We start from the raw sequence: 13,976 nt of genomic DNA on the forward strand, positions 1-13,976 counted from the left end.
TCCCCTTTTATTGAACAGGACAATACTTCAGCATTTCTTGAACTTCACCAAGCTGAGCGTTACTTTTGCCTAACACGCCATCTTTTGCCACACGCTCCCATAGGGAGCAGAGCATTGGTCGCAGGACTGGGGTTTTTTCTGCTGCGATTTCTGTTAGCTTCCGGGCATCATCATAACGCCCCAAACGAGCGAAGGCCTCGATGAAGGGCAGGTACTCCGCTGCATCTGCTGGGGCGTAGGGGATATTGAAGGCTTTGTCACCAAGTTTAGCGACTTTCTTCCAATCCCCATCTTGCCGGGCGAGGTCAGCTTTTTCAAAATAGTAGCACCAATTTCGCTCTGGTTCTTCGCCAAAAAGCCATGCGGGAGGGTTGAAATCATCGTTATTTATGCTAATCAAACCTCTCGGATTGGAAAGATGTAATCCAGGAGCAAGCACGCGAGGCAATGTTAAACTGCCCATCTCTACATTATCCACACCGCGTGGGGCGAGCAAAACATCTTGATCGTAGATGGGATCAAGAATACGCAAGCAGGAGGGGGGAGAGAAGTGCAATAGTAAAATTTTGTCCGTATTCCCGTTAAAAGTAGCGGCGAACTGGTCTTTGAAAATAGGCTCTCCGCTTTTTAGGCTGGGTAATTCCCCTCCCAAACGAGCTGAAATATAAAAATATTCATAATCAAGTTCTGTATCGCTTTGTTCGGGATTATACGCCCAGTTGATTAAAAAGCTAAAGGCTTCGTCGTCGTTGTGGGGGAAAACTCCGTCGTCTTCTGCAATAAAAAGGGTTCCAGGTGCAATACCTGGGGCACGCCAAAATAGTTGTTGGGCAAAGAGTCGCTGTAAACGCCATTCGCTGCGGTAAATGCTGCCAGTATGCATGTGGGTTGTAATCGCAAGAGAAATCAGCAGCGCGGCGAGGGTAAATCTCTGCATCTCATTTTTAATAAGGGAGAAGAGCCACGTCAGCAGCATACTCACGCCAAAGATGAAAGGAAAAGTGAAGCGATCCTCTGGAAAGATCAGCTTGACCGGGAAATTAACCGCGTAAAATGGAATGCCTGCGGCGAGGAGTAATGCAATGGAGAGGAGGAGCCAGTCCCAATCGTAATTTTGCCTGGAAATATCCACTTTGTGTGTAGAGGTAATTCTGAGATAGTTTGCCAGAAGCAGTGTACCGGCAAGAAGGATTGTTGCCATAACGAGAACAAGCCTGAGGCTAAGACCGCTTTCGGAGTCGAAGGGCTGCACAAAAACCTTGGCCCACGCCCCCATGCTGACAAGTGGAATCGTGTCCCAGAGTTGAGTCCAAATCGACCTAAAAGAAAAGGAGGAGCTATTGAAGGAGTAGACTGTGTTTTTATAGAGGATGATGCGCCAAAAAAGGTAGGCAAGGAGCAAAGCGAGATACGGGGCCCAGAAAATTGCTGTCTTCTTAAGGCGGTCTTTGAGGTTAGGAAAATGGGACTTGAGGGCGATCCACAAGAAAACGAAACGGAGAAGTTCTAACCCAAAGAGATATTCGAGACCAAAGAGCGAAAAAAAAGAAATGATGAGCGAGATGCCGATCTTTAGGGCACGTAGATGAGGGGAGCGCGCGGCTTGAACCATCAACATCAGGGAGATGAAAAACAGAAAGAGCAAACTCCAGAAGTATTGATAGGTGATAGCAAGTGGCTGCTGCGTGAAGCCCGGGTAGACTAAAAAGAAAAGTGCGGTAAGGCCATTTTGCCATTTTTTTTCAGCCCAAAGGGTTTTCAGAAAATACCAGAGGGAGAGAGAAACCGACCAACGGATGAAGAGACCATAAAATTGCCACGCAACTGGCTTTGAGCCAATGAGCGGTGTTAGCAACCCCTCCCAATACGCTCGAATGGGGCGGTTGACAGCGAATTGGTCGAGAAGCCCTTGAAAACCGAGATGGTCGCGTGTCCATGAAAAGGCCCAATCATCCCAGTAATAGCCGTGTTGGAAGACAAAGAGACCATAGGCAAGGAGGGTAACGAAGGCCAGGATGAGGGGAGTAAGATATTTTTTAAGAGTTTCCATTTTTTAGCAAAGTTGTTTGATTAATATGGGGGACCCATAACAAGAAAATCATAATATAGCGAATAACATTCGGTGGGCCACCATTTCGGGTTATCGTTGGGGCGGTCCAGCCCTGCCCAGTTATTCATTGCCTCGGTGGTAATGGAAGATGCGCCTGCGGCTTTTGCTTCCAGGATTTCTGCATCAACGCGATCCCATTTTTCAGCAAAGGCAATATAAATACCGCGAGTTTCATAAAGTGATTTGGTCGTTATTGTTGTTGATACGAGGATTAGGATACTGGCTATTATAGCCAATCCTACTCCGCCATAATGAAATTTCTCGCGTAGAGCGAGCCAAGCCCCCAATAAAAAGCTGCCATAAAGAAAAAAAATAAGACACATAAAAACACCGATAATAAGCGTGCGGGTGGGAGGAAATTGAGCATAACCGTAAACACCGGGCAAAAAAGTACCGAACATGAGGAGAACTCCCCCGCCAAAAAAAAGGACTATCTCCCAAATACACACAAAAATGGTGTCTTTATATAATCTTCCTATCCAAATCGCTATTAATATTGCTCCAACAAAAGCAAATATTTTTTCTTTTTGAAGAACTATCTCGCTAATGAAGGTAAAAAAAGCGTCAAAAGATATTGTTAGTAATGTGACTAAATCAGGAGCTGGAGGCATTACACTGCGTCGAATTACGTTACCATGAGAATGGAGAATAGTAGCCAGGGACGCCAATGTTCCTAGCAAACCCGCAAAAAGCAATATCGATTCTTTGGTTATTTTTCTCTTGCCATAAAAAAAGAAACTCAAAAATAACAGGAAGGTCAAGAACGCTAGTTGTAATACAACATAAGTCTCACTGAGGCCTCCATTTGCAAAAAAGAAAGCGAAACTAAGTGATGCTACAATTACAATCTGTATGTTCGTTTTTATCCGCTTTTCAAAAATCTGAAATACTAAAATTCCAAATATCAATACGATCAGAGGTAATGTATAAGAACGCATCCCATTCCACCAATAAAAGGATTGGGGGACATTTGGATTAAGTAGCATCACCAGATAGAGGGCCATAGCTGCAAAAATAATTGCATGCCAGCTATTACTTCCTTGATCTTTCTTTGCTTGTAGCATCAAGTAAATTGTTATTATTGTAAAAACAAGCCAGAGACCCAAGGCTATTGGCGGAATTAAATTTATATGATGTGAGTCGAATAAATTCAAAACAAGCCAATCTGCTCCATAGGCTGAATAACGACCACTCCAGGTTCGATACCAATAAAATATAGACCCAAATAAACCTAAATCTTCTGCATAATACGCTGAACAATAATCATCAGCCATGAATCTCGTAAAGCTACCAAGATAGCCATACAAAAAAAGAGAAAAGCTTGACGAAAGAAAGACAATAAGATAGATAATTTCATTTTTTAATTTTTTCATTCCGAATTCCCTTGTGCACGTTTTGATAAAGTATATTTACCTGTAATTTAAAATCAACAATGTACTAATTACCTGTTTTGCTGATTGGTATTGAAATTTATTATTCACACAAAACGTATATCACAACACAACCCCGTGCCTGCCTGCCATTAAATCTATAGTCCGGGCGATTTCGGCATTTTTCTGTTTTCCGTCCCAATCCAGAGCTTCAGCAAGAATCGCTGCTAATTCTTCCAATAATGGGCGCGTCAACAATCCCAATTTGGCAATATGCGTACGGCGTAAAATTAGATCGTCAAGATGGATGATCTTTTCTCTTTTCGCCAAAAACATCATCTCACGTCGACTGAAACCTGCTAATGATTTCAAAGATGCCTCAACACCCTTGGAGATGAAAAGTGCAATTTCTTCAACCCGTGTTCCATACCGTTGATAGAGTTCTTCCAACCTCTCCAGGGAGAGATTTGTCCACGCAGAAATGCCTTCCAAATATTGTTTGCGGATTTCTATGATTCCTTCATAATTGCGTCCACCACCAATTGCCAAAGAACGTGTAGATATTTTTCGTGTCATCCCCAAGAAGGCAAGAGATTTATCTGTAACCTGCTCTGCAAAAGCACGGAAGGATGTCCACTTGCCACCCACCAGCGAATATATTGGGTAGCTTTGCCCTGTCCAGACACCGCTGAGAATCTTTATCGAATGATCACGAGGGATTTGCCCGGTTGTTTTTGAGTTACTATACTCAAGAGGGCGCACTCCCGAAAATCGGTAAACGATCTGCTCACGCCGCACAGGGATATCAGGAAAAACATTTCCGATCATCTCGAGAAAATAATCCACTTCTTCTTCAGTACAACGCGCCTCATCAGGATTTTCAATCGGAAGATCAGATGTTCCCACCAAAACCTTATCGTAAAGTGGGAAGATCAACACGATCCGCCCATCGTCATTTTCAAAGAAAAACTCATGGTTGCCAATCTCGGCTCGGAGTTCGGGGTTAGACAGAACCACGTGTGAGCCTTTGGTTCCGCTGATGAAACGCGCTTTTAAGCCCAGGGTCGCGTTCGTCTCGTCTATCCAGGGTCCGGCAGCGTTAATCAGCAGGCGTGGTCGAAGATCAAAGGATTCTCCCGTTAACTCATCTCTTAAAGTGGCAATATTCGATTTTCCTCCCACAAGACTGATGTAATTCAACGCATGCGCGTTGGGATGGACTGCCTCCGCATCAAGGAGCATTTCGACGGCGAGACGCTCAGGTTCGGTGATCGCACCATCAAAATAAGTGGCTGCATAACGAATGGATGGGCTCAGGCGCTTCCAGCGGAGCAAGGCCTTATTGCGGGAGATAAACTGATGCGGCTGAACAGTTTTCTGCCTGCGAGTGAAGGCATCGTAAAAGATCAGCCCAATTTTGATCACAAAGGCTCCCCGTTCAGAGGGACGGTTGAGAAGGTTGAAAAATTTGAGCGGGGCGTTTAACAATCCTGAAAATATTTTAAAGATGGGGATAGTAGTAGGTAACGGACGAACGATATGCGGTGCATTCTCAATCATCCGATTGCGCTCCTGCACTGCTTCGCGTACGAGGCGAAATTCTCCATTCTCCAGGTAGCGGATACCCCCATGCGCCATATGAGATGAGGCAGCGGTTGCGCCAGAGGCAAAATCAGCACGGTCGATAAGGAGGACATTGACACCATTTAGAGCAAGATCGCGGAATGTGGCAATCCCATTGACACCTGCACCGACAATGAGTACATCAAGGGCTGGTTTCTCTTTTAGCGCAAATAAAATCTCAGAGCGTTCCATAATTATTATTCCCATTGAAAGAGGAAATAGGGTTTTAGAATTGTACCGTATCCTGAGAAGAAACTGCTTGAATGAGAAGAATTCTGAAAGCCAATGATATAATGCGACAGGTAAAAAAATGATAAAAACAAAATTCCTATTCCTTTTCAGTGTGCCTTTTCTCTTCACCCTACTCGTGGGACTATCGTTCACTGCGCAGGCTTCCTCTTCCCCGCAAATTGGTGAGTTTCAAACACCAACCGCTGGTCCTGATGGGCGGATCATCTATACAGTTCGCGAGGGAGATAACTGCACACGGATTGAGCTACTTCATAACATTGATAATAATCAGCTCCGTGCACTCAACCCGGAACTGGATGATAACTGTACAGTTTTCTTCGGGCAAAAGTTGATGATCGGCATTGGAGGTCCTGCAGCAGCGCCAACCTTCACACCGGGTCCCTCACCTACTCCAACGGAAGCCCTTCCCACACCCACACCCTCCAATGGGACAACTGAAATTTGCGTGATCCTTTTTGAAGATATTAATGGCGATGGCCTTCGTCAGGAAACAGAATTGGGGCTGGCTGGGGGGGCGATCAGTGTGACCAATTCGCTGGGAGGGTATTCAAAGACCCAGAATTCAATCAGCGAAATTGATTTAGATACAGAAGAACCAGCCTACGTTTGTTTTGGCGAAATACCTCCAGGCGCTGAGGAAGTTGCCGAAAGTGAAAAACTCCCTGAAGGGGAGTATACCGTTAGCGCGGCAATCCCAGATGGATACAACCCAACGATCAATCTCAGTTATCCGATCGAGGTCGAGGCTGGAGATCGGGCCTTTGTGGCCTTTGGTGCACAATCTCAAATATCTGGCGTTGAAGATCCGGCATCAGATGATGGTAATAATTCATCTACCATGCTCGGAATACTCGGCGTGGCTTTATTACTCGGAGGGGCTGGGTTGGGTTGGTATGCATTAAGGATGAATAAACCGTCATCGAAAATGAAATTTAAGTAATTTTTTAACAATCACCTTCCAACAGTCAGTCTCTGCCCTGACTGTTTTTTTAACCCTTATTTGCGAGTAGTGCAGGGCGAGGCATACTTTGCAATCAATTAGAGTTATATTAGAGTCATCAGCCCACGCTTGACTTCCAACCCTTGCGTTGCGTAGAATAAGAGTGTATCTGTCTGCAAAGATCAATAATATCCAGATACAAGGAACAAAATGGAATATAGAGATTATTACAAAGTATTAGGGGTTGAACGCAATGCCAGTCAGGATGAGATCAAGAAGGTCTACCGTAAGCTGGCGATGGAGTATCACCCTGACAGAAATCCAAACGACAAATCAGCTGAAGATAAGTTCAAAGAGCTTAATGAAGCCTATCAGGTTTTAAGTGACCCCAAAAAACGCGCCCGATACGATCAGCTTGGCTCTTCTTATTCGCAGTGGCAGCAACGTGGTGCACCCGGGGACTTCAACTGGGGTGATTGGTCTAGCGGCTCCCCTGGCGGTGGGACTCGTGTCAGCCGTGAAGATATTGGTGATATGTTCGGCGGGGGCGGGCTGGGCGGTTTTTCAGATTTCTTCGAGGCCATGTTCGGGATGGGTGGCGGTATGGGAGCGGGAGCAGGTCGAGGTCGGCGTGCGCAACCCCAACGCTATGAACAACAGGTCAATATTTCTTTAGAAGAGGCTCATCAGGGCGCTGTCCGCACCTTGCAGAGCAATGGGCGACGTGTGCAGGTTAAAATCCCGGCGGGCGCCAAAAACGGAACCAAAGTTCGCATCAAAGGTGAGGCTCCCGGAGGTGGCGATCTATATCTCAAAGTCTCCGTTGAAAAACACCCACGTTTTGAACGCAAAGACAATAACATCCATACAGAAACAGATGTGGATGTCTTCACCGCTCTCCTGGGCGGAAAAGCGCAGGTAAAAACCCTGAATGGCAATATCTCGCTGACCATTCCCCCAGGGACACAACCCGACCAGGTCATTCGGTTAACCGGGCGAGGGATGCCAAAACTTCGCAGCCCGGAAAGCAAAGGCGATCTCTATGTGCGGGTGAAGGTAAAGATTCCAAAAAGCTTGAGTAAGAAGCAAGAGAAATTATTAATGGAAGCCGCTGGAAAGAAATAATCATCGCAACTCATCTACTAAAAGAAGCTTCCATTTCCGGAGAAAATATGAAAAGAATACTGGTAATTTTAGTCGTACTGGCTTTTGCAACCATCGCCTGTCAGCTGACAAGTTTCACCCAGGCGCCAGCTACGGCCCCTGAACCACCTCCTGCTCCTTCTAATGAAGGAAGCATCAACTCCCAACCCCAGGAAGTATATTCAGCCTCGCTTGCGGAACCAGGCAGTCTGACAGACCTATATGAAACTGCTTTACCAGGTGTTGTTTCAATTCGTGTTACCACTGATAATGGCGGTGGGCTTGGCTCTGGTTTCGTCTTTGACGAGCAAGGCCACGTGGTCACAAATTTCCATGTTGTCGATGGGGCTAATGAAGTGGAAGTAGATTTTTCATCTGGGTTCAAAACCTACGGGACAGTGATCGGCACAGATCTGGATTCTGATTTAGCTGTCATTAAAGTAAATGTTCCCACTGAGGAGCTTCACCCTATTCCGCTTGGCGATTCAGGACTGCTCCGTGTAGGACAGACAGTCATCGCCATTGGCAATCCCTTTGGCCTGAGCGGAACGATGACAACCGGGATCGTCTCTGCCCTCGGGCGGACGCTAGACTCCATACACGACGCCCCCGGCGGCGGCTTTTTCACCGCTGGCGACATCATCCAAACTGACGCGGCTATCAATCCTGGTAATTCTGGTGGACCGCTCTTTAATCTGAGCGGGGAAGTGGTGGGCATCAATCGCGCTATCCGCACGACGAATTACTCCGATGAGGGAGAACCCGTCAACTCAGGAATCGGCTTTGCAATCTCGATCAATATCGCCAAACGCGTTATCCCGGGTTTAATTAAGGATGGTCATTATGATTATCCATATATGGGCATTTCTTCCATTAGTGAACTCAGCCTGGCAAGTATCGAAGCCCTGGGTCTCCAACGACAAACCGGCGCATATGTAACCAATGTCACCCCTGGCAGTCCAGCTGAACAAGCTGGGGTTCAAGGTCCAAGCGGTAATGGGAGCGTCCCTACAGGCGGCGATTTGATCATCGGAATAGACGGGGAAGAAGTCTTCCAATTTGATGGCCTCCTGAAATATCTGATCAATCACAAATCACCGGGTGATACCATTATCCTGACCGTCCTTCGAAATGGTCAAGAAATTGATCTTGAAATGACCCTGAGCGAAAGACCATAAAACTCCAATACATCAGTAATCAGAAAACATCATCTCGATTCCCCCAGGGAGAAAGGAGAAATCAGTAAGAAATTCTGTTTTATATCTAAATGAACCAATCCCAAAATAAGGAGTAAATATGTTAAGCGACAAGGCTTTAACCGAACTGCTGGATTACAAAAGCATTGATCCGGTACTCAGTATTTATCTTAATACAGACAGTGCCAACATTGCACCAGATGCCTACAAATTGACGCTACGCTCCATGCTTAAGGGAATTGAGATGCCCTCCGATGAGGAGGCAGTGCTCAAATATATCGATTACGAATATCCACGAGGAGGACGCAGCGTTGCCATCTTCTCTTGCGCTGCACAAAATTTCTTCCGTGCCTACCCACTTTCTGTTTCAGTTCATAGCCGCATCCATTTTGCAAACAGGCCTTATGTCCGCCCATTGGCGAATATCCTTGATGCCTACGGATCATATGGGGTTGCCCTTGTAGATAAACAGGGCGCGAGACTGTTTCATTTTCACATGGGGAAATTGGTCGAACAAGAAGGCGTGCTGGGAGACGAAGTCCGCCATACAAAAAGCGGCGGCGCATCAAGCAGTATCCAGGGGCGAAGCAGCAATGATGCTCCCAATCAAAGCAGCCAAAACATATCCATGCGCAATCTTAAAGAATCTGCTGAATTTGCAATGAATTTCTTTAATGAGAAAAAGGTGCGGCGGGTGCTCATTGGTGGAACAGATGAAAACGTGGCACAGTTTCAGAATAACCTGCCCAAAGCCGGGCAAAGTCTGGTTGTTGGAACCCTTTCATTGGGGATGACGGCCAATCAGCAGGATATTTTGGATGAAACAATCAAAGTCGGCTCGGCGGCGGAAGTAAAACGGGAAGCGGGACTCGTCCGCCAAATGATCACTGCGGCGGCAAAAAATGCCGAGGGCGTGGTGGGCCTGGGACCGACACTCGACGCGGTCCGCGAGGGGCGTGTTCAAACCCTGCTCGTGGAAGAAAATTTCCACGCCCCAGGTTATCGTTGTGAAAGTTGTAACCATATTACCCCCGAGAAATTGGATACCTGCCCCTTCTGCGGTGGGACCTTTAGCGAAATCCCCGACGCGCCAGAGATGGCTGTCAGACAGGTGATGTTATCTGGCGGAGTGGTCGAAATTATCCGGGATAATGAGGAGATGGCCGTATGTCAAATCGGCGGGTTATTACGGTACTGATCATTGATGTCATCCCGAGGAGAGCACTGCTCGACACGGCGATCTACACATCTATTTAGGGGATTGCCTCAGTCGCTAACGCTCCTTTGCACATATGACTGCTACCCAGTACAGGCAATGACATAACATCGTACAAAAAACGGGTTGCTTGAGCAACCCGTTTCATTTATCGGAAACGTTCCTCATTCCAGACATCTGCCCGATTATGGTAGCCACCCTTTTCCCAGAATCCGAGCCTGTCAGCAGTCATAAATTCGAGGGATCGCAACCATTTGGCTCCCTTCCATAAATAGGGGGATTCCAGATCATCCCTGGAGGGGATATGGCCAATCACTCCGCGCAGGGGATATCCATGATCTGGCGTGAGCGGTTTACCATCAAAATGTGTCGCCATGAGAAAATTATCCTGCAAGAAAACTTCCAGGGGAAGATTGGTGGTATAGCCGTGTTCAGCATGTTGCATCACATGGGTTACATTCGGTTTGATCCTGATCAATCCTGATTCCACCATACTCCTGAGAGATACACCCTCCCAAAGAGTATCAGCCTTGCTCCAACGGGTAACACAATGGAGGTCAATGTTGACCTGTGTACGCGGTAATTTCAGGAACTGATCCCACGTCCAACTTTTTTCTTCTTCAACCTCGCCCCAAATACGGAAATCCCACGTGGACGGGGTGAAAACCGGCACGGGTCCATAATGCAAAACCGGGAATTTCAGCGTCAGCGATTGCCCCGGCGGGAGACGGTCTTCTTCGCGAATGCGCTCTTCTTCTTTACGACGATTTGTTTCAAAGCTTCCCATAAATTTTCTCCTTCTTTTCAGGTGAAATTATAACGCGGAGATAAACGATTTGGAATGATCATATTTACCCAATGTCTGCGTAGTATAATAGTTGAAAATTACACAAAGAGGTATTTATATGGAAAAAATTATCGATCTATATCATCGAATTGACGAAAAAATCACTTTCTTTATGAGGGAATATGGCATTAATGCGCTGAGGATCAGTGTGGGAATCGTATTCTTCTGGTTTGGATTTCTCAAGTTCTTCCCGGGACTAAGCCCAGCCCAGGGTATTGCAACGGAAACGATAGAAAAACTAACCTTTGGCCTTATTCCTGCCAGCGTTGCCTTGATCATTCTGGCAATTTGGGAAACTATGATCGGATTGGGCCTGATTTTTGGCATTTTTTTACGTGGAACCTTATTCCTGTTATTTACCCAAATGCTGGGAACAATGACCCCATTAATTTTCTTCCCTGCCGAAACATTCACCCGGATCCCTTATGCACCAACCCTTGAAGGCCAATACATTATTAAGAATTTGGTCCTGATCAGTGCCGGTCTTGTTGTCGGGGCAACGGTCCGGGGTGGGCGAATTATTGAAGAAATAGCAAAAACCAAATAATATAGCACCAACTAGTACACGTTGGCGGTAGTTTTACCCAAGTATATTTATCGTCAAACGCTCACAAGGGATTTGCAATCCCCGCTTGGTCCAGAACCCGCTGGATTGCAAATCCAGCTAGAGCAAGAAAGAACTAATCTCTTATTTATACCTACATGAAGCTGATCTTGGTTAGCGCTTCAGACTGATCCCAAAGTTGCTTTGCGTCAGCTTTATTATGCGATGCTTCATTTGATCTGACCAAAACAGGATAGCCTTTCCGTTCTTTAGGACCATCCGGGCCAAAGTATTCCCCTCCACTAATATCCGGATCAACTGCCGCCCGGATACTCGGCAAAGCGCCCATAGCCGCACTTTGTGTCATTCGGCTGAAAAGAGGCATGAAGATATTAAAAAACCAGTCGGGGGCAAAATGATTGGCCAAATTCGTAGCTGAAATACCAGGGTGGGCAGCAATGGCAATCGCATTTGCGCCGGCAGATTCAAAACGACGCTGAAGCTCGTAGGTAAACAGGAGATTCGCCAATTTGGAGCGGCCATATGCCTGCATACGGGAATAATCTTTACCTTCTTCAAACATCAGGTTCCCAAAATCCAAACTGCCAAAACGGTGCGCATTGCTGCTGATATTAACAACCCTGGAGTCTGGAGTTTTGAGCAGCAAGTCGATCAGCAGCCCCGTCAGCGCAAAATGACCCAAATGATTGATGCCAAATTGCTTTTCAAAGCCATCTTCTGTCCTTGCGTAGGGAATCGCCATGATCCCGGCATTATTCAACAGTATATCCAGGCGGTCATATTTGGCCATGAATGCCTCCGCAAATTTACGGACGGATTTCTGACTGGCCAAATCAAGATGGATGATTTCAGCAGGGACACCAGGAATTTCTGCCTGGATTTGGGTCAAAGCAGCCTGCGCCTTATCCACACTCCTGCAGGCCATGATGATCCGGGCTCCCTTTCGGGCAAATTCTTTCGTGGCTTCGTATCCGATACCGCTGTTGGCACCCGTAATAATAATTACTTTCCCCTTCAGATCGGGGATATTCTTCGCTGTCCAATTTTCACTCATTCGTTTTCTTTCTATTTATTCTTGATTGTTATCAGCAAATAATTGCCAACATCATAATGATCTATCTTATCAAAGTTCGTATGTGGGTCAAGCGATCAATTTTTAAATCGAAAACGCAAGTTGGTCTTTCAATTTAAAATGGCTGTGGAGTATTCCACAGCCATTTTTTTATTTAAATCTCCAAAATCTAAAGCTCAAAACTTTCCCCCGCTGATAATAGAACTACTTTCGCATTAGTCTCGGATTGTACTTCATCAGCCCAACTGGTTGGGTTCTGGGCGATCAGATCCCAGGTGTTATAGTGCATGGGGATGACCGTTTTCGGGCGCAAGAATTTGACCGCCTTGAGCGCATCCGCTGGCCCCATTGTAAAATTATCGCCAATTGGCAGCACGGCCAGATCAATGCCTTCATCACCGATCAGGCTCATATCGCCAAAGAGACCGGTATCCTGCGCCATATAAATCTTTTTGCCATCATTGGTCGTCAGCAGAAAGCCTGCCGGGTTACCACCATTCGACCCATCCGGTAATGCTGATCCGTGCAGGGCAAGGGTCAGCTTGAGATAGCCAAAGGGATGCTGATATCCGCCGCCAAGATGCTGGGCATGCGTCTTCTCAACACCCTGCCCCGCCAACCAGGATGCGATCTCGGCGTTGGCGATTGCGGTTGCGCCGGTTCGCCTGGCGATGGCGACTGCATCCCCAACGTGGTCGCCATGCCCGTGACTGACGAGTATGTAATTTGGTTCCACTTCATCGGCAGTTGCTGAGGCGACGGGGTTTCCCGTAAAAAATGGATCGATGAGCAATTTATACCCATCTGTTTCTAGGCCGAGAGTGGCGTGTCCATACCAGGTTAATCTTGTTGTCATGGGATGCTCCTTTTATCGGGATTCTATCTGTGGCAGACTCTGTTTCTTTTAACGGAGGCAAGCCAAACGTGAGGATGAAATTCCTGTGCAGATCGAATTAAATATATTTTTGATAGCTCCAGTATATCCAAAATGAGTCTAAAGTCAATCCAGGACAAAACTATCACACCTATCATCAAATCTGATAGTTCCTGATAGCTTCTCCTCAGTAAAGTTAGGCTTGAAGTTTTCGAAGGAGATTTTTATGGAAATTCCACGCCACTGGCGATTAAAAAAACAACGATACGGTTTGATAGGCGAAGTCTGCCCACATTGTGATGTAAAGATTTTCCCGCCCCGTGATATTTGCCCGGATTGTGGCAAAGAAGCAAAGGATGAGTTTGCTTTTAGCGGGCAGGGCGAAGTTTACTCATATACCACAGTCTACAGCGCGCCGACAGGCTTTGAACATACCATCCCCTATACGGTTGCCCTGGTCCAATTAGATGAGGGGCCACTTGTCACCGCCCAATTGACCGATGTGGACGATGAAAATGTGGAAATCGGAATGCCTGTTGAAATGGTTACCCGCCGTTTGCGGGAGGATGGCGATGAGCGCGGGATGCTGGTTTATGGCTATAAGTTCCGTCCGATTGGATTGATACCGCAGGCTCATTAGAACCCGTACCGTGCAAAAACCTCAACCGACAAAAAGCAGGGTTAAAAAGGTGGCAAACCGACCACTGTTGATCCCAAGAAGGGTTTTCGAAAACGGTGAATTGAGGGAATTCAACTGAAAAAGAACGC

Annotated in this window: 12 protein-coding genes; 6 read left to right on the plus strand and 6 right to left on the minus strand. The window is 46.5% G+C overall.

Features of this window, described 5'->3' with window-relative positions; all coding sequences use genetic code 11:
* Positions 1-7: 7 nt before the first annotated feature.
* The 3 genes from AC3DOM_RS00335 to AC3DOM_RS00345 all read right to left on the minus strand — a co-directional run bounded on the left by AC3DOM_RS00335 (position 8) and on the right by AC3DOM_RS00345 (position 5,295).
* On the minus strand, positions 8-2,050 hold the full coding sequence (locus AC3DOM_RS00335) for a tetratricopeptide repeat protein (RefSeq protein WP_487917025.1): 2,043 nt from the start codon (positions 2,048-2,050) through the stop codon (positions 8-10).
* Positions 2,051-2,070: 20 nt separating this feature from the next.
* Positions 2,071-3,483: a DUF6056 family protein gene (locus AC3DOM_RS00340; protein ID WP_487917026.1), complete on the minus strand. Its 1,413-nt coding sequence runs from the start codon at positions 3,481-3,483 to the stop codon at positions 2,071-2,073.
* 120 nt (positions 3,484-3,603) lie between these two features.
* Positions 3,604-5,295 (minus strand): glycerol-3-phosphate dehydrogenase/oxidase, encoded by a 1,692-nt coding sequence (locus AC3DOM_RS00345; RefSeq protein WP_487917027.1) that lies wholly within the window; start codon positions 5,293-5,295, stop codon positions 3,604-3,606.
* A gap of 118 nt (positions 5,296-5,413) precedes the next feature.
* Here AC3DOM_RS00345 and AC3DOM_RS00350 point away from each other — a divergent pair, with 118 nt between their 5' ends.
* The 4 genes from AC3DOM_RS00350 to AC3DOM_RS00365 all read left to right on the plus strand — a co-directional run bounded on the left by AC3DOM_RS00350 (position 5,414) and on the right by AC3DOM_RS00365 (position 9,832).
* Entirely contained in the window at positions 5,414-6,295 is an 882-nt protein-coding gene (locus AC3DOM_RS00350; protein WP_487917028.1) for a LysM peptidoglycan-binding domain-containing protein, read from the plus strand.
* 210 nt (positions 6,296-6,505) lie between these two features.
* Positions 6,506-7,420 (plus strand): DnaJ C-terminal domain-containing protein, encoded by a 915-nt coding sequence (locus AC3DOM_RS00355; RefSeq protein ID WP_487917029.1) that lies wholly within the window; start codon positions 6,506-6,508, stop codon positions 7,418-7,420.
* A 47-nt stretch (positions 7,421-7,467) separates the two neighbouring features.
* Positions 7,468-8,616, plus strand: a complete 1,149-nt coding sequence (locus tag AC3DOM_RS00360) for a S1C family serine protease (protein ID WP_487917030.1) — start codon at positions 7,468-7,470, stop codon at positions 8,614-8,616.
* 118 nt (positions 8,617-8,734) lie between these two features.
* The gene (locus AC3DOM_RS00365) at positions 8,735-9,832 is read left to right on the plus strand and encodes a baeRF10 domain-containing protein (RefSeq protein ID WP_487917031.1); all 1,098 of its coding nucleotides are present in this window, start codon (positions 8,735-8,737) and stop codon (positions 9,830-9,832) included.
* Positions 9,833-9,998: 166 nt separating this feature from the next.
* On the opposite strand, the gene AC3DOM_RS00370 is transcribed toward AC3DOM_RS00365, so the two are convergent.
* On the minus strand, positions 9,999-10,637 hold the full coding sequence (locus tag AC3DOM_RS00370; RefSeq protein ID WP_487917032.1) for a sulfite oxidase-like oxidoreductase: 639 nt from the start codon (positions 10,635-10,637) through the stop codon (positions 9,999-10,001).
* A gap of 118 nt (positions 10,638-10,755) precedes the next feature.
* Here AC3DOM_RS00370 and AC3DOM_RS00375 point away from each other — a divergent pair, with 118 nt between their 5' ends.
* Positions 10,756-11,244, plus strand: coding sequence for a DoxX family membrane protein (locus AC3DOM_RS00375; RefSeq protein ID WP_487917033.1), 489 nt, complete (start codon positions 10,756-10,758; stop codon positions 11,242-11,244).
* 151 nt (positions 11,245-11,395) lie between these two features.
* Here the strand turns inward: AC3DOM_RS00375 and AC3DOM_RS00380 are convergent, their stop codons facing one another.
* Together AC3DOM_RS00380 and AC3DOM_RS00385 are read right to left on the minus strand one after the other, a co-directional pair.
* Complete coding sequence (locus AC3DOM_RS00380) at positions 11,396-12,316, minus strand: oxidoreductase (RefSeq protein ID WP_487917034.1); 921 nt, start codon at positions 12,314-12,316, stop codon at positions 11,396-11,398.
* 187 nt (positions 12,317-12,503) lie between these two features.
* A complete protein-coding gene (locus AC3DOM_RS00385; RefSeq protein ID WP_487917035.1) occupies positions 12,504-13,190 on the minus strand; it encodes a metal-dependent hydrolase in 687 nt (228 codons plus the stop codon).
* Positions 13,191-13,434: 244 nt separating this feature from the next.
* On the opposite strand from AC3DOM_RS00385, the gene AC3DOM_RS00390 reads away from it, so the two are divergent.
* Complete coding sequence (locus AC3DOM_RS00390; protein ID WP_487917036.1) at positions 13,435-13,848, plus strand: Zn-ribbon domain-containing OB-fold protein; 414 nt, start codon at positions 13,435-13,437, stop codon at positions 13,846-13,848.
* Positions 13,849-13,976 lie beyond the last annotated feature (128 nt).

This window comes from Candidatus Desulfolinea nitratireducens, from assembly GCF_982879505.1.

Excerpts from the sequence above, each read along its gene's own strand:
- AC3DOM_RS00335 (WP_487917025.1), bottom strand. The coding sequence starts at position 2,050 with ATGGAAACTCTTAAAAAATATCTTACTCCCCTCATCCTGGCCTTCGTT.
- AC3DOM_RS00340 (WP_487917026.1), bottom strand. The coding sequence starts at position 3,483 with ATGAAAAAATTAAAAAATGAAATTATCTATCTTATTGTCTTTCTTTCG.
- AC3DOM_RS00345 (WP_487917027.1), bottom strand. The coding sequence starts at position 5,295 with ATGGAACGCTCTGAGATTTTATTTGCGCTAAAAGAGAAACCAGCCCTT.
- AC3DOM_RS00350 (WP_487917028.1), top strand. The coding sequence starts at position 5,414 with ATGATAAAAACAAAATTCCTATTCCTTTTCAGTGTGCCTTTTCTCTTC.
- AC3DOM_RS00355 (WP_487917029.1), top strand. The coding sequence starts at position 6,506 with ATGGAATATAGAGATTATTACAAAGTATTAGGGGTTGAACGCAATGCC.
- AC3DOM_RS00360 (WP_487917030.1), top strand. The coding sequence starts at position 7,468 with ATGAAAAGAATACTGGTAATTTTAGTCGTACTGGCTTTTGCAACCATC.
- AC3DOM_RS00365 (WP_487917031.1), top strand. The coding sequence starts at position 8,735 with ATGTTAAGCGACAAGGCTTTAACCGAACTGCTGGATTACAAAAGCATT.
- AC3DOM_RS00370 (WP_487917032.1), bottom strand. The coding sequence starts at position 10,637 with ATGGGAAGCTTTGAAACAAATCGTCGTAAAGAAGAAGAGCGCATTCGC.
- AC3DOM_RS00375 (WP_487917033.1), top strand. The coding sequence starts at position 10,756 with ATGGAAAAAATTATCGATCTATATCATCGAATTGACGAAAAAATCACT.
- AC3DOM_RS00380 (WP_487917034.1), bottom strand. The coding sequence starts at position 12,316 with ATGAGTGAAAATTGGACAGCGAAGAATATCCCCGATCTGAAGGGGAAA.
- AC3DOM_RS00385 (WP_487917035.1), bottom strand. The coding sequence starts at position 13,190 with ATGACAACAAGATTAACCTGGTATGGACACGCCACTCTCGGCCTAGAA.
- AC3DOM_RS00390 (WP_487917036.1), top strand. The coding sequence starts at position 13,435 with ATGGAAATTCCACGCCACTGGCGATTAAAAAAACAACGATACGGTTTG.